Genomic DNA, 23,653 nt, shown 5'->3' on the forward strand with positions numbered 1-23,653 from the left:
GCTTGGCGGCAAGGGCTCGATCGGCGGCGATGTCACGGTTGCCGACGGCGCGACCCTGTCGCCCGGCTCTGCCGACGCCACGCCGGGCACGCTGGCGATCGCCGGCGACCTGACGCTCTCCGGCGGCTCGATCCTCAACTACAGCTTCGGCCAGGCGAATGTCGCGGGCGGCGCGCTCAACGACCTCACCACCGTAGGCGGCAATCTGACGCTCGCCGGCACGCTCAATGTGACTGTCTCGCCAGGCGGCACCTTCGGCCCCGGCATCTACCGCGTGTTCGATTACAGCGGGACCTTGACCAACAACGGCCTGTCCGTCGGCTCCATCCCATCCTCGAACTACTTCGTGCAGACGTCCGTCGATCATCAGGTGAACCTCGTCAACACGCAAGGGCTGAACCTGAACTACTGGGACGGCGATGCCGGTCCGAAGTTCGACGGCACGGTCGATGGCGGTAGCGGCACCTGGCAGAGCTCCTTGGGCAACGACAACTGGACCGAAGACACCGGGTCGATCAACGCAGCCTATTCGGACGGCGCCTTCGCCATCTTCGCCGGCCAGGCCGGCACGGTGACGGTGGACAACGGGCTCGGCCAGGTGACGGCCGCCGGCATGCAGTTCTCGACCGACGGCTATGTCATTCAGGGCGGCGACATTGGCTTGGTCGGCGCGCAGTCGACGATCCGGGTCGGCGACGGCACCAGTGCCGGCGCAGGCTACACGGCGACGATCGCCTCCGCGCTCACCGGCAATGCTCAGCTCGTCAAGACGGATGCCGGAACGCTGGTGCTGACCGGCACCAACAGCTACACCGGCGGCACCGCCATCAATGGCGGCACGCTCAGGGTCTCGGCCGATGCCAATCTCGGCGATGCGGCCGGCGGGCTCTCCTTCAACGGCGGCACGCTCAACACCACCGCCAGCTTCGCCAGCGACCGCGCCATCGACTTCCTCGGCCAGGGCACGATTTCGGCCGACGCCGGTACCACCTTGACCCTGAACGGGGCATTGACCGGATCGGGCGCGTTCAACAAAGCAGGAGATGGTACGCTTGTCCTGACAGCCGCTGGCTCGGCCTTCTCGGGATCCACCTCTGTCCAGCAGGGCACACTGGCCGCGGGCGCGACAAACGTGCTCAGCTCCAGTTCGGCCTTCACCGTCGCCTCCGGCGGCACGCTTGACCTTGCCGGCTTCGACCAGACGGTTGCCTCGCTCGACAACAGCGGCGCGGTGCGGCTTGGCGCTGCGGCACCCGGCACGGTGCTGACGGTGAGCGGCGACTATGTCGGCAATGGCGGCAAGATCCTCATCAATGCCGCGCTCGACGGCGATGCCTCCACGACCGACAGGCTGGTGGTGCATGGCAACACGTCCGGCACCGGCATCCTGGCGGTCACCAATGTCGGCGGCGCGGGCGCGCAGACCAGCGAAGGCATCAAGATCGTCGACATCGACGGCAGCTCGGCCGGCACCTTCACGCTTGCCGGCGACTATGTCTTCCAAGGCGACCAGGCCGTGGTCGGCGGCGCTTACGCCTACCGGCTCTACAAGAACGGGGTGAGCACGCCGGCCGACGGCGATTGGTATCTGCGCTCGACGCTGATCAACCAGACCGGTCCGCTCTATGCGCCAAGCACGCCGCTCTACGAGGCCTATGAAGGCGTGCTGCAGAGCTTCAATGAACTGGGCACCTTGCAGCAGCGCACCGGCAACCGGACCTGGGGCGAAGGCGCGACGCCGCAAGGCGCGGACGTGCCCGGCCAGGGTCCGGTCGACGGCAGCGCCATCTGGGCCCGCATCGATGCCGCGCATGGCAAGTTCGAGCCGAAGACCTCGACCACCGGCACCGATTACGACGTGACGACGTGGAAGCTCAACGCCGGTGTCGACGGCCTGCTGCATGAGAGCGAGGCCGGCATCCTGTTGGGCGGCATCACCGTCCATTACGGCACCGTCTCGTCGGATGTCGCGTCGAGCTTCGGCACGGGCTCGATCTCGGCCACCGGCTACGGCGTTGGCGGCACGCTGACCTGGTTCGGCAACAGCGGCTTCTACGTCGACACGCAGGCCCAGGCGACCTGGTATGACAGCGACATCAACTCGGCCGTGCTGGGCAAGCTTGCCGATGGCAACAACGGCTTCGGCTATGGCTTGAGCATCGAGAGCGGGCAGAAGATCGCGCTGCGCTCCAACTGGTCGCTGACCCCGCAGGCGCAACTTTCCTACTCGGCGGCCGACTTCGACAAGTTCACCGATCCGTTCGGCACCGTCGTGTCGCCCGGCAGCGGCGACAACCTGATCGGCCGGCTCGGCATATCGGCCGACTATGAGGACCAGTGGGCCGACAGCGCCGGCCAGGTAAGCCGGGCGCATGTCTACGGCATCGCCAACCTCTATTACGACTTCCTCGACGGCACCGATGTCGATGTCTCGGGCGTGAAGCTTTCCAGCCAGAACCAGAAGTTCTGGGGCGGCGTCGGCCTCGGCGGCTCGCTCGACTTTGGCGACGGCAAGTATTCGGTCTATGGCGAGGCGCTCGCCAAGACCAGCCTGGCGAGCTTCGGCGACAGCAATGTCATCAGCGGCAAGCTCGGCTTCAGCGTGCGTTGGTAGCAACGCCGACGAGGCATCGGGCACAGCCCGGGTTGAGCAATCAGAATGCGCGCGGAAATGCGCATTCTCTGTCGTTCGCATTCGTCGTTCGCCTTCTGGGCGGTCCGACTTTTTGAGAGATGGAAACGAGATGATACGAAACAGCCGAATTGGATATGCCACGCTGATCGCCGCAAGCCTGCTCTCTCTTGCGGCCGCTTTCGCGCAAGACACGGCAGCCCTCCCAGGCGGGGCGACCTCGCTCAGGGAAGGGCATGGCGACTGGACCGTCTCGTGCAATCTCGCCACCCAGAACGGCGCCAATGTGAAGGTCTGCGCGCTGTCGCAGGAACAGACCGACAGCCAGTCGCGCCAGCGCGTGCTGGCGATGGAACTGCGCCCGGCCGGCGAGGCCGTCCAGGGAACGCTGGTGCTGCCGTTCGGCCTGGCGCTGGACCAAGGGGTAACACTTCAGATCGATGACGGCCCGGCCCTGCCGCCGCTGCGCTTCCGCACCTGCCTGCCCGGCGGCTGCCTCGTCGATCTAAGTTTCGACGCCGAGACATTGGCGAGCCTGCGCGACGGCAAAAGCCTCAAGGTCAAGGTGGTCGCGGACGGCGGCAAGGAGACCAATCTGGCGCTCTCGCTGAACGGCTTCCCCAGCGCCGTCGACAGGACGATGGCGCTGTTGAGGTGATCGCCGTCTTCTGAGGTCTATTGCCGGCCAAAGCTAATGCATGTCGCGCAAAAGTGTGCAGCGGTTTGCGATAACGACATGCATGAAAACAAAGGCTTAAAAGCGCGTCGCCTGAATCCGCTTCAGCGCGACGCGCTTTAGCCCAATTGACCGCCTCTGCCGGAACTGCCGCCCAAGCTCCTCGACAGACCAAACACACTTGAGCGCTGCTTTTGTGGGCAGGACTCAGCAACCGCTTTCCGTGGAATCAGTGCCGGGCACGTCATCCGAACGATGATTACGCGACCTTTGCTCCACGAAAGCAGCGGAAAGAGAGCCCTGTTGGTTGCGTGGGCAGTCTCCAGGCAAGCAAGGTAAGTCAGAATTGGCGTAACCGATTGAAATAGAAAGATAATTTGGCGCACCCGACAGGATTCGAACCTGTGACCTCTGCCTTCGGAGGGCAGCGCTCTATCCAGCTGAGCTACGGGTGCTTCCCGGAAACCGGAAAACGAACCAGCCGGTAAGCCGGCCAGCCACGGCTTCTTAGCGGAAGCCGCACCTAGCTTCAACGGCCAATTGGCGATTGTGCGGCGGCCTGTGATGGGTCGATTGTCCGACCGATAGGCCATCGGAGATGGCGCCCCCTTCTCCGTCTCGATTTCGTCGAGCCTCCGTTCCGGGGCGAGCCGCAGGTCTCGCTTGTCCTTCGGACCCCCACTTTGTGGGGGCGAGGAACGCGAGCTCTTCGGCCTCAACCCTCCGCCGGCACCTTCGCCGTCTTCCTCCGCACCGCCCTTGTCGCCCGCTTCTGCTTCTTCGCCCCGGCCAGCTCGTGCATGGCGTCGAGCTGCATCTGCTGCATTTCTGCCAGGCGCTGCCATTGGCGCGAGATCAGGTAGTCGAGCTTTTCGTGCAGGTGCCGCACTTCGAGCTCGGCCTTGAGGTTCACCCGGTAGTCGTTGAAGGAGCGCAGCCGGTCCTTGGCCTCCTGCCGCTTCTGGCTCATCATGATCACCGGCGCCTGGATGGCGGCGATGCAGGAGAGCATCAGGTTGAGCAGGATGAACGGGTAGGGGTCGAAGGCGTGCGCCAGGCCGGCGATCAGGTTGATGCCGATCCAGATCAGCAGCACGCCGCCGAACGAGATCAGGAACCACCAGCTGCCGCCGAACTCGGCCATGCTGTCGGAGACGCGGTCGGCGAAGGAGCGGTGCTCCTCGAACTCCTCTTCCGAGTTTTCCGAGATCGTGTCTTGCCTGGCGATCGATTCCACCACCTGGCGGTCGAGCTCGGAGAATTCGCCGTGCTCCTGCTGCAGCAATTCCTCCATGTAGCGCATGCGGTAGCGGCCGAGCTCCTCGCGGCTGATGCGGGCGCCGCGCGGCAGGTCTGGATGGTCGGAACGGATGCGGTCGGCGAGGCTGGGCCTCAGATCATCGACGCGCACCAGGTCGCGCTTGCGGAACTTTCTGCCGCTGATCGCCGAGGGTTTTTTCTTCGGCTTGATCCGGCCGGGCACATGCGGTTCGGAATCCGGCACTTCCGGCGCCTCGAGGATCTCGTCGGCGGCGGCTTGCGCATCCTCCGGCACGGTCTCCGCCTCGAGATATTCGCCGGCGATGTCGTTCTCGTTGTCGGCCTGGACTTGCGCGGACGCCTTCGGGTCGCCTGCCATGGTCGGTGCTCCTGTTCGCGGGCTTTGCGGTTACGATACGCCAAGCCGGCGCAGCATATCCATGCTGAGTGTGAATCCCGTGTGACCGAACAAGTTCTTGTGATTGGGTGGAAAGGTGAGAGGCGTCGCCAGCCGCCACACGCAATTGCATAGGTCGGCGCTGCCCCGCTCCGTCTCGGCTCGGCGAAGTCGAGATGAGAGGGAGAGCGCCGTTCGCGATTATCCGATCTCCCCTGGAGCAATCGTCTCCGCCGGCTGGCCTTGATCCAGATCAAACTGGCCCCTGTGGCTGGCCTGATAGGCTGACTATATCCAAATCAGGCCTGATCGTTCAGGCTCCCGCCAATTGGGGCGCGCATCGCCCCGCAAATGAGGGGTAGCCACCATGTACAAGAAAATCCTGATCGCCACCGACGGCTCGGAACTGGCCCAGAAGGGCGTCGCACACGGGCTGGAGCTGGCCAAGGGCCTCGGCGCCACCGTGGCTTTCGTCACTGTCTCCGAGCAGTTCCCCGCGCTGGCCTGGGGCGGCGCCATGGCCGGCTACGTCGCCGCCGACGAACTGGTCAATTACGAGGAAAGCGCGCGCAAATATGCAAGCGAGCTGCTCGACAAATGCAAGGCCGAGGCCGATGCGAAGGGCGTGGCCTCCAAGGGCATCCATATCGAGAACCGCACGCCCGCCGAAGCGATCCTCGAGGTTGCGGCCAGTGAAGGCAGCGACCTCATCGTCATGGCCTCGCACGGCCGCCGCGGCATCGGCCGCCTGGTTCTGGGCAGCCAGACGGCGGAAGTGGTGTCGCTGACGGAGATCCCCGTGCTGGTGGTTCGGTAGGGTCTACGGATAGGGCGGCGAGCCACTTTCGGTTCGTCATTCTAGGGCGGAGCGACGCGAAGCGTCGCGCAGACCCTAGAATCCATGCCGTTACGCCAGCCGAAGAATACAACGGTGCAGAGCAGCCTGCGCTGCCTTTCGCATCAGGTCTGCACCGTGGGATCGCTCATAGGTCACGGCATGGATTCCAGGGTCTCCGCGACGGAGCTTCGCTCCTGCTTCGCCCTGGAATGACGAAGGAACGGCTTCGCCGTCGTTCAAGGAGGCGCGCCTGTTGGCCTTGTCTATTGCGTCGGCAGCAGCGGCGCACTGGGCGAGGCCAGATCCGCCGACGGCAGATCGGATGCCGGCAGCGTCGACGCAGGCGTCGCCGAACCCGGCGGCGGCAGCCCTGGCAAAGCCGAGTCCGGCGGCGGCAATTGGGGAAGTGGCGAGGCCGGCTGCTGCCCGGAATACATCAGCCGGGGCTGGGTTGCATCGGCGGTCGTCGGCCCCAGGCTGCGCTGGATCAGCGCCTCGACATGATCGTTGCGCTGGCGCGCGGTATCGGCACCCATCACCACCACGATCAGATGCCGCCCGTCGGCATTGTAGGAGGTGACGATGTTGTAGCCGGAAGCTCTTATGTAACCGGTCTTGATGCCGTCGACGCCGCGCACCCGTCCCAGCATGTCGTTGTGGCCGCGCACCAGCCGGCCGCGGAACATGAAGTCGCTTTCGGAGAAATAGTGGAAATGCTGCGGGAAGCGGCGCTCCAGCGCCATGCCCAGCACCGCCATGTCGCGCGCCGTGGTCACCTGGCCGTCGTCGGGCAGGCCGCATGCATTGCGGAAACTGGTGCCGGTCATGCCGAGCGAGCGCGCCTTGGTGGTCATCATGGCGGCGAACTGGTCCTCTGAGCCGCCGCCCAGATATTCGCCCACGGCCACCGCCACGTCGTTGGCAGACTTCACCACCATGGCGCGGATGGCGGAATCGACGTCGATCGTTTCGCCGCGTCGGAAACGCAGTTTCGTCGGCGGCTGCGAGGCGGCGTGATCGGAAACCGGGATCCGCGTTTCCTTGGTGACGCGGCCGGACTCCAGCGCCTCGAACAGCATGTAGAGCGTCATCATCTTGGTCAGCGACGCGGGATAGCGCTGCGACCTCGAATTGACCTCGAACAGGGTCTTGCCGGACGAAGCGTCGACCACGATCGCCGCATATTTCTGCGGTTGCGCCGGCACGGCCAGCACGCTTTCCGGCGGCGTGGTGGTGCAGCCGGCAACCGGCGCGAGCAATGCCAATATGGCGATGAGTTTCTGGAGGAAGGGGAAGGGACGGGGCAAGATGTTTCTAAAGCTGTTGCTGAGACGCGGCGAAAGCTAACGTAACCCATCCGCCGCGTCCAACTGGTTAACGCGCACAGCAAAGCATTTGCCCAGGTTTTGCAGCTTTTCAGACACACCGGCGCGTCCCCACTTTGCCATCCCCACCCCTTGCCGCTATGGGATTTCACAGGGCGCAAACGCGGTGATGCAAAATGCTGGTCGCTCCGCTTGCGCGCGCTCCATCGAACAGGCTTTTCTTGCGCAAAGATTCGCGGGAGACATTCATGGACACGCTCACCATCGGCGCAAAAGGCATCTCGGTCTCGCTCGATCTCGCGGTCGGCCATATCGCCGCCATGGACATCGAAGCCGACGGCCGCGTTCTGAAACCCCTGCATCGCGCGCCCTGGGTCGGTTCGCCGCGCGAGAGCCTGCCGGAAACCCTGCCCGAAGGCACGGTCCGCCTGTCCGGCGATTTCCTTTGCGCGCCATTCTCCACCAGCGACGTCGAGGTCGCGCCCCTGCATGGCTGGCCGGCCAACAGTCAGTGGGACATCGTCGAGAACGGCGCCATTGCCGGCGGCTGGCGCGCGGTGTTCCGGCTACGCCGCAAGGTAATGGGCGCCACCATCGACAAGGTCTTCACGCTGCGCGACGGTCATCCCTTCCTCTACCAGGAGCACATCTTTTCCGGCGGCTCCGGCTCGATCTCCGTCGCCCACCATCCGATGACGGTGATGAAGGGCGGCGGCCGGTTGGCCTTCTCGCCGAAGCGCATGGCCGTCACGCCCCCGACGCCGCCGGAGCCCGATCCGGCGCGCGGGCGTTTTCGGCTGGCCTATCCGGCCCGCGCCAGCGACCTCACAAAGGTCCCTCTGGCCGCCGGCGGCACAACCGACCTCACCGACTACCGCATGGAAGACAGGCGCGAGGATTTCATAACCCTGGTCGAAGCGGATCACGGCGGCCCGGGCTGGACGGCGATCGCCCGCCACGCCGAGCAGGACTTGGTTCTGGTGCTGAAGAACCCGGCCGAACTGCCGGTGACCATGCTGTGGTTCAGCAATGGCGGCCGCGACTACGCGCCCTGGAGCGGCCGTCACGTCGGCGTGCTCGGCGTCGAGGACGGCCGCACGGCCGTCGGCCATGCCGCCTCGCTCGGCGACAACTGGTTGAAGCATGAAGGCGTGGCAACGGCCTTCGCGCTCGCCGAGGGACGGTCGATCTCCTTCCGCCATGTCATCGGCGCGGTTCCGTTCGCGGGTGTGGAGCCGCCGGGCGGCCTGGAATCGGCGCCTGACCGCTTGCGCGTCGTCACCGCCGGCGGCGCGGCGCGGGAGCTGCCGTTCGACGGCGGGTTCCTGCGCATCGGCCGCTCGGTTCCTGCGTGAGAGGTCCGGGGGCAGCGCGTCTAGAAATTCGTCATTCCAGGGCGGAACGAGGAGCGAAGCTCTGTCTCGGAGCCCCTGGAATCCTTGCCGTTACCTCGATAGAAAGGCGTGAGCCGAGCAGAATTCTGCGCCGTTGCAACCCTCAAGGGCACGGAATGGATCCGCGGGTCTGCGCCGCGTCGCAACGCTCCTTGCTCCGCCCGTGGATGACGATGGGATGGACGCCTCGGCTAATCTCGAAGGCGTGCAGGCCGCCGAAACTTCGGAACGAGGTTTGAAATTTCCATCCACACCCGCCAAGATGCCGGCCGAACCGCAGCCGGAAAGCCGCCGATGTCCGAGATCGCCCATATCACAGCCGCCATCTTCAAGCGCGCCGGCAAGGCCAAGCGCTTCGTCGTCGCCATCGCTGGTCCGCCCGGCTCCGGCAAGTCGACATTGTCCGCTTCGCTGCATGAGCTGCTGCCGGAAGGCAGCTCGGAAGTCGTGCCGATGGACGGCTTCCATTATGACGACATCATTCTCGACCGTCGCGGCCTGCGCCCCCGCAAGGGCGCGCCGGAAACCTTCGATTTCGCCGGCTTCGAGACGCTGCTGAAGCGCATCCGCTCCGGCGAACCCGACATCGCCATCCCGGTGTTCGACCGCAGCATCGAACTGTCACGCGCGGCGGCCGAGATCGTCGGCGCCGACACCAAGTTCATCCTGGTAGAGGGCAATTACCTGCTGCTCGACGAGGAGCCCTGGTCGCGGCTCGCGCCTTTGTTCGACTTCACCATCTTCGTCGACGTGCCGCGCAATGAACTCGAGCGCCGCCTGATGGAGCGCTGGCGGGAGCACGGCAAGTCCGACGAGGACGCCCGCGCCTGGATCGCCTCCAACGACATGCCCAACATCGAGCGGGTGCTGGCGCGGCGCCGGCCGGCCGACATGGTCATTGGTTAATGACTGGTCATTGATCAATGACCCTGGTGATTGGTTAACCTGCTCAATTTTCAATATTTTTCGGCGGGAACTTTAAGGTTTTCACGCCGTTATGACCCTATCTCGAATTGTCCGGCGCCGGAACAATTTCAGGAAGGCGCATCGCTTTGCCTCCGGAATTGCAAAAAGAAAATGACAGGAGCCGTCAGATGGCAACCAACAGCAGAAAACCCGCGCCCAAGAAAAGCAGGGCCAACCAATCCAGGGCGACGCAGGCCAAGGCTGGCGCCGGCCCCACAATCGCTGAGCGGTCGAAAGACGCCAAGCCGGCTTTCGGCAAGGCGGCGCCAAAGAAAGTGACGCCTGGCTCGGCCCACAAGATCGCGGCCAAGAGCGCGAAACATGCCAAGTCGCCGGCTAGCAAATCGGGGCCGATCCGCACCGTGGCCAGCGTCGCGACAGGAGCGGTCGTCGCCACCGCGAGGCTCGCGGCCTCCGTGTTCGGCCGCGGCGGCGCCAAGGCCAAGGCGAAATAGCTCTTAGCCTTTCGCCGGGATGGTGAGGCCCCGCTTCACCGCCGGCCGTGCCAGGCCGCGCTCCAGCCATTCGGCAACGGTCGGGAAATCATCGAAACCGACCAGGTCGCGCGCCTCGTAGAAGCCGATCAGGTTGCGCACCCAGCCCAGCATCGACACGTCCGCAATGGTGTAGTCGTCGTCCATGATCCACTTGCGGCCCTTCAGCCGCGTTTCGAGCACGCCGATCAGCCGCCGCGACTCGTCGCGGTAACGTTCCAGCGGCCGCTTGTCGGCGATCTCGCGTCCGGCGAATTTGTGGAAGAAGCCGACCTGCCCGAAGATCGGGCCGATCGCCGCCATCTGGAAGAACACCCATTGGATCGTCTCGTAGCGCCGCGCCGGATCGGCGGGAATGAGCTTGCCGGTCTTGTCGGCCAGATAGAGCAGGATGGCGCCGGACTCGAACAGCCCGATCGGCTTGCCGCCCGGACCGTCCGGATCGATGATCGCCGGTATCTTGCCGTTCGGGTTGAGCGACAGGAATTCCGGCGTCCAGCTCTCGTTCTTGCCGATGTCGACGTAGTGCGGTTCGTAGGGCAGGCCGATCTCCTCCAGCGCGATCGACGCCTTCACGCCATTGGGCGTCGTGGCGGAATAAAGCTGCAGGCGATCGGGGTGCTCGGCCGGCCAGCGCTTGGCGATCGGAAAGGCGGACAGGTCGGTCATCGGAAACTCCGGATGCGGATTGGCGCCGGGGCGGCGCTCATGGCGGGTGAACAAAGAATTAGGACCCTGGCCGGCCGGATCAATACACCGGCAAGCGGCTTGCCGTGCACAGTCAACGGAATCGCTAGATCAGACCGCCTTGAAGGCCAGCACCGCATTGGTCCCGCCGAAGGCGAAACTGTTGCTGAGCGCGGCGCGCACCTTGCGCTCGCGCGCCGTGTTCGGCGTCACGTCGAGGTCGCATTCCGGGTCCGGCTCGCGGTAATTGGCGGTCGGCGGCACGATGCCGTCGCGGATCGCCATCACGCAGGCGATCATCTCCAGCCCGCCGGAAGCGCCGAGGCAATGCGCATGCATCGACTTGGTCGACGATACCGAAAGCGAACGCGCGTGCTCGCCGAAGACGCGCTTGATCGCCGCGGTTTCGATCTGGTCGTTCGCCTTGGTGCCTGTCCCGTGCGCGTTGAGGTAGTCGACATCTTCCGGATCGAGCCCGGCATCCGCCAGGCAGAAACGCATGGCCGCTTCCGGCCCTTCCACGGTCGGCGCGACGATGTCGGAGGCGTCGGCCGAAAGCCCGACGCCGGCGATCTCGGCCAAAATGGTGGCGCCGCGCGCCATCGCGTGATCGTAGCTTTCGAGCACCGCCATGCCGGCGCCTTCGCCGAGCACCAGGCCTGCTCGATCGGCCGAGAACGGCCGGCACGTGTCGGGCGAAAGCACCCTGAGCGCCTCCCAGCCCTTCAGCACGCCCCACACCAGCGGCGCTTCGGTGCCGCCGGCGACCATTACGTCGGCGCGGCCGAGCCTGATCTGGTCGACGGCCGAGGAAATCGCGTGGTTGGCGGACGAGCAGGCCGAAGTGGCGCCGAAGACAGGGCCGCGCAGCCCGAGATTCATGCTGACCTGGCCGGCGGCCGCGCCCGGCATCACTTTCGGCACGGTGAAGATCGCGGCGCGGTTGCGCCCCTCGAGCAGAATGGCGCGGTAATTCTCTTCGATGGTCTCGAAGCCCGCGACGCCGATGCCGACGATTGCCCCCATCCGGTAGGTGTTGTCGGCATGGGCCGTCAATCCGGACTGCCTCATGGCCTCGCGCGCGGCGATCACCGCCAACAGGCTGAAGCGGTCCATCGACACGACCTGCTTGCGGTCGATGCCATGGTCCGGCAATTCCTTGATCTCGCAGCCGGTCTTGACCTTGAGATCATGCAGCGACGGGTTGTCGATAGGGCCGATGGCCGAGCGGCCGGCGCGCATGGCCTCCCACATCGCCGGCGCATCGTTGCCAAGCCCGCAAATCCCGCCAATGCCGGTGATGACGACGCGTTTTTGCATGAAGTCAGGCTTTTTTCGCGATCAGTTCGCGAACCGCCTCGACCATGTCGCCGACGTTCTTCAGATTGCTCCAGGCGTCGACCGTATTCATCTCGATCTCGATGCCGTATTTTTCCTCGAGATCGAAGATGATCTCGGTCAGCTCCAGCGAATGGATGCCGAGCGTGCCGAGATCGGTGCTGGCGGTGATTTCCTCGCCGCCGGTATCGGCATGCGCCTTGATCTTTTCGATGATCTCGGTCGTCAGTTGGTCAGCCATTCGGTTCCTTCCCTGTCGTTGCCCGACGCCAACTGATCAGCGCCCCTTTTTGATCCCCGGACCCAACAAACGCCGTCGCCCTTACCTCGCCAGGCACCGCGCGACCGCTCCAAGGTGGCTTCCCTCTATAGAAACCGAAACGATGTCAAGCAACAAGCGATATCGACAAAGCCGCCGGAGTGCTTAACCTGGGATCGTGGACATGATCGACGACACCTTGACATCCCAACCTGCCTCGCCCCTGGCGGCCCCTTCCTTGCCTGCCGCGCAACGTGTTGCCGGCCTAGGCAGGCTTTTCTGCGGCAAAAGCGGCGGCCGGACGCGTCTGCAGCGGCTTTACCAGGACGGATCGGCCAAGATCCGCCTGCCGGCGGTGCAAGGCGATCCGCTCGAGGCGGTGCTGATCAACACCGCCGGCGGACTGACCGGCGGCGACCGCCTCGGCTGGACGATCGAGGTCGGCGCCGACGCCTCCGCCGCCATCACCACCCAGGCCTGCGAGAAGGTCTATCGCGCCGCCGCCGACAGGGCCGAGACAAGCGTCCGCCTGCGGGTGGATCCGGGCGGCCGCGTGGCCTGGCTGCCGCAGGAAACCATCGTTTTCGACCGCGCCGCCTTCGCTCGCACGCTGGATGTCGAGCTTGGCGACGATGCCGAGGCATTGGTGCTCGAAGCCACGCTGTTCGGCCGGCTGGCGATGGGCGAGCGCGCAACCAACGGCAGTTTCCACGACCGCTGGCGGGTCCGCCAAGGCGGCGCGCTGATCCATGCGGAGGATTTTCGCGTTGGGCCGGATATCGCGGCAACTTTGCGGCGGCCGGCGGCGGCCGGCCGCGCGCTTGCCGTCGCCACATTGCTGCTCGTTTCGCCGCAGGCCGAAAGCCTGCTGGAACCGGCCCGCGCCATCATCGGCGATCCCCTTATGGGGGGCGGCGCCAGTTTCTGGCGCGTCGGCCGATCTGGCAAGCTTCTTGCGAGGCTTTGTGCCGGCGACGGCTACCAGCTCCGCAAGCGGCTGGTTCCGCTGGTCGAACTGCTCAATGGGCGGGCGGGCCTGCCCAAATTGTGGTCACTCTGATTTCGATTGCCGGGACATTGCATGAACCTGATGCCGCGTGAAAAAGACAAGCTGCTCATCGCCATGGCGGCGATGGTGGCGCGCAAGCGGCTGGAGCGAGGCGTCAAGCTGAACCATCCCGAAGCCATCGCCCTGATCACCGACTTCGTCGTCGAAGGCGCGCGCGACGGCCGCCCGGTCGCGGAACTGATGGAGGCGGGCGCCCATGTCGTCACCCGCGCCCAGGTCATGGACGGCATCGCCGAGATGATCCACGACGTCCAGGTCGAGGCGACGTTTCCCGACGGCACCAAGCTGGTGACCGTGCACGAACCCATAAGGTGAGACCGATGCTGGAGCTCAGGCCGAATTGCGAATGCTGCGACAAGGATCTGCCGCCGGACGCGACCGATGCGCTGATCTGCACCTTCGAATGCACCTTCTGCGCCGACTGCGTGGATAATGTGCTGGGTGGCGTCTGCCCCAATTGCGGCGGCAGTTTCTCGCCGCGGCCGATCCGGCCGGCGGCCAAGCTGACGAAATATCCGCCATCGACCAAACGCGTGCTCAAGGCCGAAGGCTGCGGTCCGCGCAAGGCCGCTTGACCAGGTCAATTGGAAAGGCAGAAAGATGATCCCCGCTTCGACGAAACGTACCACGCTTGCCGCGATCCTGTTCCTGGCAGCCGCCATGCCGGCCTACGCCCATGTCGGCGTCGGCGCGACCTCGTCCTTTTCCGCCGGCTTCGCGCACCCTCTGTCCGGCCTCGACCATATGGCCGTGATGATCGCGGTCGGCCTGTGGGCGGCGCTGAAGGGCGGCAAGGCTATCTGGGCCTGGCCGCTCGCCTTTGTCGGCGTGATGCTGGTCGGCGGCGCGCTCGGCATGCTGCATGTGCCGGTGCCTTTCGTCGAGCCGGGCATCCTCGCTTCCGTCGTGGCGCTCGGTCTGCTGGTGGCGCTGGCGATCGACCTGCCGGTCTCGGCCGGTATCGCCGTCATCGGCCTGTTCGCGCTGTTCCACGGGCACGCGCATGGCACGGAAGTGCCGGAAAATGCCAGTGGCCTCGAATATATGGCGGGCTTTGCCGCCGCCACGGCGCTGCTCCACGGCGTCGGCATTGCGGCCGGTCTTGGGCTAGGCTCGCGTTTCCGCCGCCTGGCGCGCGCCGCCGGCGCTGCCTGTGCGGCGGTTGGCGTCGGCCTTGCCTTCGGCGTGCTGTGAGGCCGCAATGATCCCCGGCGAAGTCATCACGGCCAAAGGCGACATCGAACTGAACAAAGGCCTGCCCATGGTGACGCTCAAGGTCGCCAATAGTGGCGACCGGCCGATCCAGGTCGGCAGCCACTATCATTTCTTCGAGACCAATGAGGGGCTGAAATTCGACCGCGAACGCGCGCGCGGCATGCGGCTCGACATCGCCGCCGGCACCGCCATGCGCTTCGAACCGGGACAGGAGCGCGATGTCACGCTGGTGCCGCTGGGCGGCAAGCGCGAGGTCTATGGCTTCCAGCAGAAGGTGATGGGCAAGTTGTGAGGTCCGCCGCCGCGCTGATATCACTTCGGAGGCTTGGCTGCGGCGTAGATGACAATCCTGCCGGGATTGTCGAACTCCACCGCAAGCACGTCCTCGGCCAGAACACGGCGCGAATCGATCGCGTTGAAGAGCAGGGCGTTCGCCTCGATCTCCTGGCGAAGTTCGGCAACATCGTCCTTATGCTGCTTCACCTTGTTCTCGATGACGGGCGGCGGCCCGCCTTCGCTGCGCGCCGCGTCGGTCAGGAAGACGATGTCGACCGTGTCGAGCTTGGTGGTCTTGCGCACCGCGCCGATGTTGTCGCGGGTGCGGTCGATGGCCGTGATGACCTTTCCGGCTTCCGTCCTGGAGAGCGCTTCCTCCTGGCGGATGTTGGAATCGACGATTGCCGCGGCAGGCCTGTCGCTGTCCAGCGGCTGCGCCGCGAGTGCAACATGTGGCGCGGCCACGAAAAGCGTGGCGGCAATCACGGAACTCCATTTCGCAAGGCGCGGGGCGTTCGCCATCGCTCGCTCCTGACTGAACTCGTGGCGGGGCGAAAACAGCGAAACGGTCCTGCCTGGCCGGTGGTTCCCTTCAAAAGCTCGCCGGCGGACCGCGAAGCGGCCCGCCTGGTCGCGCAATCAGCTTGCCTTCTTGGTGATCAGCGTCAGCGCGCCATTGGGCTGCAAGCTGGCGGCGATCACTTGCGCCGAACTCACCCCCTTGGCTTCGAGCGCGGATTTCACCTTCGGCGTCGCGTCGATCGATTTGCGCAATGTCTGCAGGCCGGCGTCGCCGCGTTGCGCGACGATCTGATTGACCTGCGTCTGCGCGTCCTTGGGCAATTCGGTGATGTCGACCACGTTGACGCTCTGGATCGACGGCGCCGCGGGCTGAGCCTTCGGCGCGGCGGGCGCGGTCGGCGCGGGGCTGGGCTGCGGCGTCGGCTGCTGCTGGGCATTCGCGGCGCCCGCCATCAACGTGGCGGCGGTTGCGGCGAGAACAATCGCTTTGAGCATGGATATTCCTTCCATCGATTTAGCAAACGGTCGTTTTGGGCTGACCGGGCCACCTCAACCGCCAAATGGGAGCGCAAGGTGTCGCCGAGCGGGTCATTGCGTGACCATTGGGTGGCGACAATGTGCAGTCCGCGCCCAAACAACCTTACTTTTGGCAACCTGAATTTCGGGAGCAATCGCTGATGGCCAGGATAACCCGCGCCGCCTATGCGCAGATGTATGGGCCGACCATCGGTGACAAGGTGAGGCTCGCCGATACCGAACTGTTCATCGAGGTCGAGAAAGACCTCACCGTTTACGGCGAGGAAGTGAAATTCGGCGGCGGCAAGGTCATCCGCGACGGCATGGGCCAAAGCCAGGTGACGCGGGCCGGCGGCGCGGTCGATACCGTCATCACCAATGCGCTGGTCGTCGACGCGCTCACCGGCATCGTCAAGGCCGATATCGGCCTGAAGGACGGCCGCATCGCAGCGATCGGCAAGGCCGGCAATCCGGACACGCAAGCCGGCGTCACCATCATCATCGGTCCCGGCACCGAGATCATCGCCGGCGAGGGCAGGATCCTGACGGCCGGCGGCTTCGACGCGCATATCCACTTCATCTGCCCGCAGCAGATCGAGGAAGCGCTGATGAGCGGCGTCACCACCATGCTTGGCGGCGGTACAGGCCCGGCGCATGGCACGCTGGCCACCACCTGCACGCCGGGACCGTGGCACATGGCGCGCATGATCCAGTCCTTCGACGCCTTCCCGATGAATATCGGCCTGTCGGGCAAGGGCAATGCCTCAAAGCCGGCGGCGCTTGAAGAGATGGTGCTGGCCGGCGCCTGCTCGCTGAAGCTGCACGAGGACTGGGGCACGACCCCGGCCGCAATCGACTGCTGCCTGTCGGTCGCCGACGACTATGACGTGCAGGTGATGATCCATACCGACACGCTGAACGAAGCGGGCTTTGTCGAGAACACCGTGGCGGCCATCAAGGGCCGCACCATCCACGCCTTCCACACCGAGGGCGCCGGCGGCGGCCATGCGCCCGACATCATCAAGGTCTGCGGCCTGCCCAACGTCATCCCGTCCTCGACCAACCCCACCAGGCCCTACACGGTCAACACGCTGGCCGAGCATCTCGACATGCTGATGGTCTGCCATCATCTGTCGCCCTCGATCCCCGAGGACATCGCCTTCGCCGAGAGCCGCATCCGCAAGGAGACGATCGCGGCCGAGGACATCCTACACGACATCGGCGCCTTCTCGATCATCTCCTCCGACAGCCAAGCCATGGGCCGCGTCGGCGAGGTGGCGATCCGCTGCTGGCAGACCGCCGACAAGATGAAGCGCCAGCGCGGCGCGCTGCCGCAGGAAACCGGCGGCAACGACAATTTCCGCGTCCGCCGCTACATCGCCAAATACACCATCAACCCGGCCATCGCGCACGGCCTGTCGAAGGAGATCGGCTCGGTCACGGTCGGCAAGCGGGCTGATCTGGTGCTGTGGAATCCGGCCTTCTTCGGCGTCAAGCCGGAGATGGTGCTGGTCGGCGGCTCGATCGCGGCCGCTCCGATGGGCGACCCGAACGCCTCGATCCCGACGCCGCAGCCGATGCATTACCGGCCGATGTTCGGCGCCTATGGCAAGGCCTTGACCAACTCCTCGGTGACTTTCGTTTCCAAGGCGGCGCTCGACGCCGGCCTGCAGGGCAGGCTGGGCGTCGACAAGGCGATGGTCGCGGTTGAGAACACGCGCGGGGGCATCGGTAAGCATTCCATGGTGCTCAACGACGCCACGCCGCATGTCGAGGTCGATCCGGAAACCTACGAAGTGCGGGCCGACGGCGAGCTGTTGACCTGCGAGCCCGCGACCGTGCTGCCGATGGCGCAGCGGTATTTCCTGTTTTGAGACCGATTGCGTCTGCCGAAGTTCATGAACTCGATCAAGTACAAGCCCAATTTGTAAAATGAGCCTTCGTTGAAAGCGCATGGCCTTTGTCAAATGTGGCCGTGAAGATATTGCGCGGGGAGGCCGAAACGGGCCCTGCCTTTTCTCGCTGGGCTTGGAAATTGCTCGCTTTGAGAGCAGTATCACCCAAATGAACAAGATTTTTCGAAAACAGCAATTGACGCCCTATGAGGCCGATTATGCTCAGTGGTGCGCCGAACAGGGCGCGCTGTTGCGCGAAGGTCGTCCCTCCGACCTCGATCGCGAGAACCTTGCCGAGGAGATCGAGAGTTTGGGGCGGAGCGACAGACGGGAAATTACGAAGCGATTGGGTACCTTGCTTCTGCACTTGCTCAAATGGCATTTTCAGGTGGAAATGCGGAAAGTTGGCTGGTTGCTTACGATCCGCGAGCAGCGGCATCAGATTAAAAGCCTGATTGATGAAAGCCCAAGCTTGAAGGCTCATCCTCGAAAGCAGCTAGCTGCCGAATACGAGTTTGCGCGGCTGAGAGCAGCCGACGAGACGGGCTTGCCGAAGAAGAGTTTCCCGGCCGACTGCCCCTACCAGATCGCGGATATACTCGATCAAGATTTTCTCCCGGGGGAGCCGTGGCTGCCGGAGCAGCTTGCTCGCGACTGAGAGGTTCGGACTGCCTCCCTGCCTGCATTGCTGTGATCTAACGGAGGGCCGGTTGCGGCTCGCGCCCGCAGACCGCAATATGCGGCCTCATTCGAACAGCCGCATTGTGATCAGGCATGCCCACCGAAATCGCCTCTCCGCACGATATCTTCCCGCATATCCGTATAGTCATGGGCATGGTGATCGGCCTCGGCGTCACGCGGCTGCTTTCGGGAACGGCCCGCATCGTCCAGCACCCCGGTCAGTACCGGCTCTACGCGGTGCATCTCGCCTGGGTAGGCTCGGTGCTGTTGATGCTGGTGCATTTCTGGTGGTGGGAGTTCGGCCTCTACGCCATCGAGAACTGGACCTTCGGCAAATATCTTTTCATCATCTTCTACGCCATCACGCTGTTCCTGCTCTGCGCGCTGCTGTTTCCGGATTCGATGCTCGATTACACCAGCTACGAGGACTATTTCTACTCGCGCCGCGGCTGGTTCTTCGGGCTGCTGGCGGCGACCTATCTGCTCGACGTGGTCGACACGCTGCTCAAAGGTCCGGAGCATTTCGCCCGCTTCGGCAACGAATATTTGATCCGAACGCCGGTCTTCGTCGCGCTCTGCATCGTCGCGATCCTGGTGCGCGACCGCCGCTTCCACATCGCCTTCGTCGCGGCCGCGCTGATCTATCAGGTCTCATTCATCCTGCGGCTCTTCGACACCATCGTGTAAGTGGCGTCGGGCCGACGCCTGCGTTGGTCTAGGATTTGGGGAAAGGCAAGAGTTCAACCATGTACAAGGCCGTCGGATCGCGCGGCTCCCGTGTCAGCCGGGTGCTCTGGATGATCGAGGAGCTCGGGCAGCCCTACGAGTTCGTCGAGGTCAAATTGCGCTCGCCGGAGGCCTATGCGCTCAACCCTTCCGGCAAGGTGCCGATCCTGATCGATGGCGACGTCAAAGTTACCGACTCGGCGGCGATCTGCGTCTACCTGGCGGACAAGCATGCGGATCAGGGCATGGGCGCCAATCCGGGCCTCGCCGGCCGCGCCGAGATGGATTCCTGGATGCATTTCGCCCAGAGCGAATTGGAAGCGCCGCTGTGGAACAAGCTGCGCCATCGCCTCCTGCTGCCAAGGGACGTGCGCGTCGATGTCGGGCCGGCCGCGGCCTATGATTTCGCATCCGAAATAAAGGCGCTGGAACGGCGGCTTGGCGACAAGCCCTTTGCGCTGGGCGACCGGTTCTCCGCCGTCGATGTCCTGCTCGGCGATATTGGCGGCTGGGCTCGTGCCGGCCGTTTTTCGATCGAGTCCCAGCGCGTCAACGCCTATTTCGACCGTGTCCTCGGGCGCCCCGCTCGTGCCCGTGCCCAAGCTAATGGCGGAGCCATGAAATGAAGCTCAACATCACCACCGATTTCACCAAATTCCCGCGCGCCGTCTCGGTGTTGCCAGCCGGCGAGGCTGGCTCAGCGCCGCCCTTTGACAAGGCCGTGCTGCCGCATGACGAGCGGCATCTGCGCCGCCGCGCCATCGAGACGGCGGCCGGCGAAAAGGTGCTGGTCGACCTGCCCGAGCCGGTGGCGCTCGCAAATGGCGACCGGCTGGTGCTGGAAGACGGCCGAGAGCTCGAGATCGTCGCGGCGCCCGAGGAGGTCTACGACATCCGCGCCCGCGACGCGGTTCATCTCGCCGAGCTCGCCTGGCACATCGGCAACCGTCACCTCGCGGCGGCGATCGAAGCGGACCGCATCCTCATCCTGCGCGACCATGTCATCAAGGCGATGCTGGAAGGTCTCGGCGCTACGGTGAATGAGGTTCTGCTGCCGTTCAGCCCGGTGCGCGGCGCCTATTCCGGGCATGGGCACGACCACGGCCATTCGCATGACCATCACGATCATGACCACCAGCACCATGATCATCACGATCACGATCACGACCACGACCACGGCCACCACCATCATCATGACTGAGGAGCTTTCCAGCATCGCGCTGCTGCGGCTGATGGCCTGGCTATCGCCGTCCTTTCCGGTCGGCGGCTTCTCTTACAGCCACGGCCTCGAGCGTGCCGTGCATGATGGGCTGATCGCCGATCGCAATGATCTCGCCGGCTGGCTGGAGACGCTGGTCGAGTTGGGGTCGGGCTGGAACGACGCCGTGCTGTTCGCCGAAAGCTGGCGCCGTGCGCGCGACGGTGGCGATCTGGGTGAGGTAGCCGCGCTGGCCGAAGCGCTTGCCGGGTCGCAGGAACGGCACATGGAAACCATGCTGCAGGGCGCGGCCTTTCTCCAGGCGGCGGCCGCCTGGTCGCCTCCGGTGTTGGGACGTCTGCCGGCCGACTGCCCCTATTGCGTTGCGGTCGGCGCTGTTGCCGGCAGCGGCGGCATCGACCTCGCGCAGGCGCTGTCTGCCTTCCTGCAAGCTTTCTTCTCCAATCTCCTGCAGGCTGCGATCAGGCTGGGTGTCGTGGGTCAGGTCGACGCCGTCACATTGTTAGCCGGCTTTGAAACCTCGGCCATAGACACGGCTGCCCACGCGGCTGCCTCGACGCTTGACGATCTGGGCGGCGCGGCCTTCATGTCCGACATCATGGCGATGCAGCATGAGACGCAATACTCCAGGCTGTTCCGCTCATGATCGTGCTCGCCGTCATCCTCTCCTTCGTCCTGCTCCTGATCACCACGCTGCATGTCTATTGGGGCATAGGCGGCATCTGGCCGGGCACGGACCAGGCCTCCTGCGCGCGCGCCGTCGTCGGCTTCCGTGGCGTCGACGAGATGCCCTCGACCTTCGCGAGCCTCGCGGTCGCCGCTTGCCTGGCGCTCGCGACGCTCTGGCCGCTGGCGCTCGCTGGTGTGTTCGCCACGCCCTTTCCACGGGAAGGCCTGGCGGCCACGGCGTTGATGATCGGCCTTGTCTTCCTCGGACGCGGCATTGCCGGCTTCACGCCCTGGTGGCGCCGGCTTGCGCCCGAACAGCCTTTCGCGCGGCTCGACCAGCGCCTCTATTCGCCGCTCTGCCTGTTGATCGGGCTGGGCTTCGCAATCCTTGCCATCACGGAGTTTCCGGCATGACGTCGAAAAACGGTCCCCTTCGCATCGGCATCGGCGGCCCTGTCGGCTCCGGCAAGACGACACTCACCGAAAAGCTCTGCAAGGCGCTGCGCGACGACTTCTCCATCGCCGTCGTCACCAACGACATCTACACCAAGGAGGATGCCATGATGCTGGCGCGCCTGCAGGCGCTGCCGGAAGAGCGCATCGTCGGCGTCGAGACCGGCGGCTGCCCGCACACCGCCATTCGCGAGGACGCCTCGATCAATCTGCGCGCCATTGCCGAGTTGAACAAGAAATTCCCGGACCTCGACATCATCTTCATCGAATCCGGCGGCGACAACCTCGCCGCCACCTTCTCGCCCGACCTTGCCGATCTGACGCTTTATGTCATCTCGGTCTGCCAGGGCGAGGAGATCCCGCGCAAGGGCGGTCCGGCCATCACCCGCTCGGATTTCCTCATCATCAACAAGAGCGATCTAGCGCCCTATGTGAACGTCAACCTCGATATCATGGAGAGCGATGCCGGCCGCATGCGCGGCAAGCGGCCTTTCGGCTTCACCGATCTGTCGCGCGGCAAGGGCTTGCAAGAAGTGGTCGATTTCATCGTCGAGCAGGGCGGGCTGCAGTCGGAGCGGCCTGCCGCGTAAGCCACTGACCTACCAGTTTGCGGTTGCTGGCAGCGGCTTCGCACGGCATTCTCACCCAAACAGGAGGATTTTCGATGAGCCTTGCCCGCCTGCACAAGGAACCGCTGAGCAACCTGCCCTATTACGAGGAGCGGGTCGATCTCGCCGCCGCCTTCCGCTGGACCGCCAGGCTCAACATGCACGAGGCGGTGGCCAACCACTTCTCGCTGTCCGTCAACGACGACGGCACCAAATTCCTGATGAACCCGAACCAAGTGCATTTCTCGCGCATCAAGGCGAGCGACCTGCTGCTGATCGACGCCAACGATCCCGAAACGCTGTCCGGCCCCAACGCGCCGGACCCGACCGCCTGGGGCCTGCATGGCGCCATCCATCGCAACGTCCCGCATGCGCGTTGCGCCATGCATGTCCATTCGATCCATGCCACGGTGCTTGCCTCGCTTGCCGATTCGACGCTGCCGCCGGTCGACCAGAACTCGGCCATGTTCTTCAACCGCCATGTCGTCGATGCCAATTATGGCGGCTTGGCCTTCGAGGAAGAGGGCGAGCGCTGCTCGCAGCTTCTCACCGACCCCAAGGTCAAGGTGATGGTCATGGGCAATCACGGCGTCATGGTCATCGGCGACAACGTCGCCGATGCCTTCAACCGCATGTTCTATTTCGAGCGCGCCGCCGAGACCTACATCAAGGCGTTGTGGACCGGCCGGCCGCTGCGCACGCTCTCCGACGAGATCGCCGAGAAGACCGCGCGCGAGATGGACGATTATCCCGGCCAGGCCGAGCGCCATCTGGCCGAGCTGAAAGCGATCCTCGACGAGGAAGAGCCGGTCTACCGGAATTGAAGCTTTTTCCTTCTCCCCGTTCACGGGCAAAAGGTGGTCCGAAGGACTGGATGAGGGCGGCGCCCACCTTGGCGGTCGTTCAGAGTCCGAGTTCTCGGCGCAATTCCTCGGCGCTGTTGATGACGATGGCGCCGGCCGGACCCTCCATCGGCGCTTCCGGCCAGAAGATCGTCTTCATGCCCGCCGCCAGTCCGGCCATGGCACCGGTCAGGCTGTCGTCGACGGCAAAAGCATCCGCCGGATCGACGCCGGCGAGATAGGCCGCGCGCAGGAATGGTTCAGGAAGCGGCTTGCCGTCGATCACATCGTTGCGGCTGACCGTCATCATGCCCGGATAGGTGAGGCCGACGGCGCGCAGATTGGCGTCGACGATCAGCCGGTCGGAATTGGACACCACCGCCTGCTCGACGCCGAGCGCCCGCAATTCGTTGAACACCTCGATCGCGCCGGGCCGCGGCCTCAGCGTTTCGGCCATCGGCAGATAATGGTCGTATTTGCGCCCGATCCAGTCGTCGAAGGGCAGAGCGAGGCCGAACTCGTCGCGCAGCATCTCGTAGACCGGCCACGCCGCGATCCCCAGCACGCGCTCATGCAGGTTGGTCGGCGGCGCAATCCCGACGCTGCGCAGCGCGGCCGCAAGGGCAGCCGCATGCAGCGGCTCGCTGTCGACCAGCGTTCCGTCCATGTCCCAGAAAACCGCTTTCGGCATCACGC

General features: G+C 64.8%; 28 protein-coding genes and 1 tRNA gene. 20 read left to right on the forward strand and 9 right to left on the reverse strand.

The features are described 5' to 3' along the window. Both FJ417_RS24190 and FJ417_RS24195 read left to right on the forward strand, forming a co-directional pair. Nucleotides 1-2,614 (forward strand): autotransporter outer membrane beta-barrel domain-containing protein (locus tag FJ417_RS24190; RefSeq protein ID WP_140785155.1); only part of this gene is annotated, 2,614 nt, incomplete at its 5' end. A gap of 130 nt (nucleotides 2,615-2,744) precedes the next feature. Next, nucleotides 2,745-3,290, forward strand: coding sequence for an invasion associated locus B family protein (locus tag FJ417_RS24195; protein WP_140785156.1), 546 nt, complete (start codon nucleotides 2,745-2,747; stop codon nucleotides 3,288-3,290). Between the two features lie 396 nt (nucleotides 3,291-3,686). On the opposite strand, the gene FJ417_RS24200 is transcribed toward FJ417_RS24195, so the two are convergent. Beyond that, nucleotides 3,687-3,763: transfer RNA gene (locus tag FJ417_RS24200), tRNA-Arg, on the reverse strand. A 260-nt stretch (nucleotides 3,764-4,023) separates the two neighbouring features. Then, entirely contained in the window at nucleotides 4,024-4,947 is a 924-nt protein-coding gene (locus tag FJ417_RS24205; RefSeq protein ID WP_140785157.1) for a DUF1003 domain-containing protein, read from the reverse strand. Between the two features lie 385 nt (nucleotides 4,948-5,332). Between FJ417_RS24205 and FJ417_RS24210 the strand changes: the two genes are divergently transcribed. After that, nucleotides 5,333-5,782 (forward strand): universal stress protein, encoded by a 450-nt coding sequence (locus FJ417_RS24210; protein ID WP_140646832.1) that lies wholly within the window; start codon nucleotides 5,333-5,335, stop codon nucleotides 5,780-5,782. Between the two features lie 284 nt (nucleotides 5,783-6,066). Here the strand turns inward: FJ417_RS24210 and FJ417_RS24215 are convergent, their stop codons facing one another. Beyond that, nucleotides 6,067-7,110, reverse strand: a complete 1,044-nt coding sequence (locus FJ417_RS24215; RefSeq protein ID WP_140785158.1) for a D-alanyl-D-alanine carboxypeptidase family protein — start codon at nucleotides 7,108-7,110, stop codon at nucleotides 6,067-6,069. A 266-nt stretch (nucleotides 7,111-7,376) separates the two neighbouring features. Here FJ417_RS24215 and FJ417_RS24220 point away from each other — a divergent pair, with 266 nt between their 5' ends. The 3 genes from FJ417_RS24220 to FJ417_RS24230 all read left to right on the forward strand — a co-directional run bounded on the left by FJ417_RS24220 (nucleotide 7,377) and on the right by FJ417_RS24230 (nucleotide 9,943). Beyond that, nucleotides 7,377-8,483 carry a hypothetical protein gene (locus FJ417_RS24220; protein WP_140785159.1) on the forward strand — a complete coding sequence of 369 codons (1,107 nt, stop codon included), beginning with the start codon at nucleotides 7,377-7,379 and terminating at the stop codon, nucleotides 8,481-8,483. A gap of 333 nt (nucleotides 8,484-8,816) precedes the next feature. After that, nucleotides 8,817-9,428, forward strand: a complete 612-nt coding sequence (locus tag FJ417_RS24225; RefSeq protein WP_140646827.1) for a nucleoside triphosphate hydrolase — start codon at nucleotides 8,817-8,819, stop codon at nucleotides 9,426-9,428. 188 nt (nucleotides 9,429-9,616) lie between these two features. Then, nucleotides 9,617-9,943 (forward strand): hypothetical protein, encoded by a 327-nt coding sequence (locus tag FJ417_RS24230; RefSeq protein ID WP_140785160.1) that lies wholly within the window; start codon nucleotides 9,617-9,619, stop codon nucleotides 9,941-9,943. Between the two features lie 3 nt (nucleotides 9,944-9,946). Here FJ417_RS24230 and FJ417_RS24235 read toward each other — a convergent pair whose 3' ends face one another. The 3 genes from FJ417_RS24235 to FJ417_RS24245 all read right to left on the reverse strand — a co-directional run bounded on the left by FJ417_RS24235 (nucleotide 9,947) and on the right by FJ417_RS24245 (nucleotide 12,248). Further along, on the reverse strand, nucleotides 9,947-10,651 hold the full coding sequence (locus tag FJ417_RS24235; protein WP_140646825.1) for a glutathione S-transferase N-terminal domain-containing protein: 705 nt from the start codon (nucleotides 10,649-10,651) through the stop codon (nucleotides 9,947-9,949). Nucleotides 10,652-10,780: 129 nt separating this feature from the next. After that, nucleotides 10,781-11,989, reverse strand: coding sequence for a beta-ketoacyl-[acyl-carrier-protein] synthase family protein (locus tag FJ417_RS24240; RefSeq protein WP_140646824.1), 1,209 nt, complete (start codon nucleotides 11,987-11,989; stop codon nucleotides 10,781-10,783). A 4-nt stretch (nucleotides 11,990-11,993) separates the two neighbouring features. Next, nucleotides 11,994-12,248 (reverse strand): acyl carrier protein, encoded by a 255-nt coding sequence (locus FJ417_RS24245; protein WP_041003067.1) that lies wholly within the window; start codon nucleotides 12,246-12,248, stop codon nucleotides 11,994-11,996. Nucleotides 12,249-12,450: 202 nt separating this feature from the next. Here FJ417_RS24245 and FJ417_RS24250 point away from each other — a divergent pair, with 202 nt between their 5' ends. From FJ417_RS24250 to FJ417_RS24270, 5 genes are read left to right on the forward strand one after another with little or no spacing between them, the layout of a single operon-like run. Next, complete coding sequence (locus FJ417_RS24250) at nucleotides 12,451-13,326, forward strand: urease accessory protein UreD (protein WP_140702033.1); 876 nt, start codon at nucleotides 12,451-12,453, stop codon at nucleotides 13,324-13,326. 21 nt (nucleotides 13,327-13,347) lie between these two features. Continuing rightward, nucleotides 13,348-13,650 carry an urease subunit gamma gene (locus tag FJ417_RS24255; protein WP_140655988.1) on the forward strand — a complete coding sequence of 101 codons (303 nt, stop codon included), beginning with the start codon at nucleotides 13,348-13,350 and terminating at the stop codon, nucleotides 13,648-13,650. Nucleotides 13,651-13,655: 5 nt separating this feature from the next. Further along, nucleotides 13,656-13,910: a DUF1272 domain-containing protein gene (locus tag FJ417_RS24260; RefSeq protein WP_140655991.1), complete on the forward strand. Its 255-nt coding sequence runs from the start codon at nucleotides 13,656-13,658 to the stop codon at nucleotides 13,908-13,910. A gap of 25 nt (nucleotides 13,911-13,935) precedes the next feature. Then, nucleotides 13,936-14,529, forward strand: coding sequence for a HupE/UreJ family protein (locus FJ417_RS24265; RefSeq protein WP_140785161.1), 594 nt, complete (start codon nucleotides 13,936-13,938; stop codon nucleotides 14,527-14,529). Nucleotides 14,530-14,536: 7 nt separating this feature from the next. Beyond that, the gene (locus FJ417_RS24270) at nucleotides 14,537-14,842 is read left to right on the forward strand and encodes an urease subunit beta (protein WP_140655997.1); all 306 of its coding nucleotides are present in this window, start codon (nucleotides 14,537-14,539) and stop codon (nucleotides 14,840-14,842) included. A gap of 20 nt (nucleotides 14,843-14,862) precedes the next feature. On the opposite strand, the gene FJ417_RS24275 is transcribed toward FJ417_RS24270, so the two are convergent. Both FJ417_RS24275 and FJ417_RS24280 read right to left on the reverse strand, forming a co-directional pair. Further along, entirely contained in the window at nucleotides 14,863-15,348 is a 486-nt protein-coding gene (locus tag FJ417_RS24275; RefSeq protein ID WP_140656000.1) for a hypothetical protein, read from the reverse strand. A gap of 117 nt (nucleotides 15,349-15,465) precedes the next feature. After that, nucleotides 15,466-15,843: a hypothetical protein gene (locus tag FJ417_RS24280; protein ID WP_140785162.1), complete on the reverse strand. Its 378-nt coding sequence runs from the start codon at nucleotides 15,841-15,843 to the stop codon at nucleotides 15,466-15,468. 179 nt (nucleotides 15,844-16,022) lie between these two features. Here FJ417_RS24280 and ureC point away from each other — a divergent pair, with 179 nt between their 5' ends. The 9 genes from ureC (at nucleotide 16,023) to FJ417_RS24325 (ending at nucleotide 22,939) form a co-directional block, all read left to right on the forward strand. After that, nucleotides 16,023-17,738, forward strand: coding sequence for an urease subunit alpha (ureC, locus tag FJ417_RS24285; protein ID WP_181183289.1), 1,716 nt, complete (start codon nucleotides 16,023-16,025; stop codon nucleotides 17,736-17,738). 79 nt (nucleotides 17,739-17,817) lie between these two features. Beyond that, complete coding sequence (locus tag FJ417_RS24290; RefSeq protein WP_246687532.1) at nucleotides 17,818-18,417, forward strand: DUF29 domain-containing protein; 600 nt, start codon at nucleotides 17,818-17,820, stop codon at nucleotides 18,415-18,417. Between the two features lie 116 nt (nucleotides 18,418-18,533). After that, complete coding sequence (locus FJ417_RS24295) at nucleotides 18,534-19,127, forward strand: hypothetical protein (RefSeq protein ID WP_140785164.1); 594 nt, start codon at nucleotides 18,534-18,536, stop codon at nucleotides 19,125-19,127. A gap of 59 nt (nucleotides 19,128-19,186) precedes the next feature. Then, nucleotides 19,187-19,792, forward strand: a complete 606-nt coding sequence (locus FJ417_RS24300) for a glutathione S-transferase family protein (protein ID WP_140785165.1) — start codon at nucleotides 19,187-19,189, stop codon at nucleotides 19,790-19,792. Beyond that, complete coding sequence (gene ureE / locus FJ417_RS24305; protein WP_140785166.1) at nucleotides 19,789-20,367, forward strand: urease accessory protein UreE; 579 nt, start codon at nucleotides 19,789-19,791, stop codon at nucleotides 20,365-20,367. The genes FJ417_RS24300 and ureE overlap by 4 nt, the downstream gene beginning before the upstream one ends. Continuing rightward, on the forward strand, nucleotides 20,360-21,031 hold the full coding sequence (locus tag FJ417_RS24310; RefSeq protein WP_140785203.1) for an urease accessory protein UreF: 672 nt from the start codon (nucleotides 20,360-20,362) through the stop codon (nucleotides 21,029-21,031). Before ureE ends, FJ417_RS24310 begins: the two co-directional genes overlap by 8 nt. Then, nucleotides 21,028-21,468 (forward strand): DUF3995 domain-containing protein, encoded by a 441-nt coding sequence (locus tag FJ417_RS24315; protein ID WP_140785167.1) that lies wholly within the window; start codon nucleotides 21,028-21,030, stop codon nucleotides 21,466-21,468. Before FJ417_RS24310 ends, FJ417_RS24315 begins: the two co-directional genes overlap by 4 nt. Continuing rightward, nucleotides 21,465-22,097, forward strand: coding sequence for an urease accessory protein UreG (gene ureG / locus FJ417_RS24320; RefSeq protein ID WP_140785168.1), 633 nt, complete (start codon nucleotides 21,465-21,467; stop codon nucleotides 22,095-22,097). The genes FJ417_RS24315 and ureG overlap by 4 nt, the downstream gene beginning before the upstream one ends. Before the next feature lie 74 nt (nucleotides 22,098-22,171). Further along, entirely contained in the window at nucleotides 22,172-22,939 is a 768-nt protein-coding gene (locus tag FJ417_RS24325) for a class II aldolase and adducin N-terminal domain-containing protein (protein ID WP_140785169.1), read from the forward strand. Nucleotides 22,940-23,018: 79 nt separating this feature from the next. On the opposite strand, the gene FJ417_RS24330 is transcribed toward FJ417_RS24325, so the two are convergent. Beyond that, nucleotides 23,019-23,651, reverse strand: a complete 633-nt coding sequence (locus tag FJ417_RS24330) for an HAD family phosphatase (RefSeq protein WP_140785170.1) — start codon at nucleotides 23,649-23,651, stop codon at nucleotides 23,019-23,021. Between the last annotated feature and the right edge of the window lie 2 nt (nucleotides 23,652-23,653).

This window comes from Mesorhizobium sp. B3-1-7 (genome assembly GCF_006439385.1).
Taxonomy (GTDB): domain Bacteria; phylum Pseudomonadota; class Alphaproteobacteria; order Rhizobiales; family Rhizobiaceae; genus Mesorhizobium.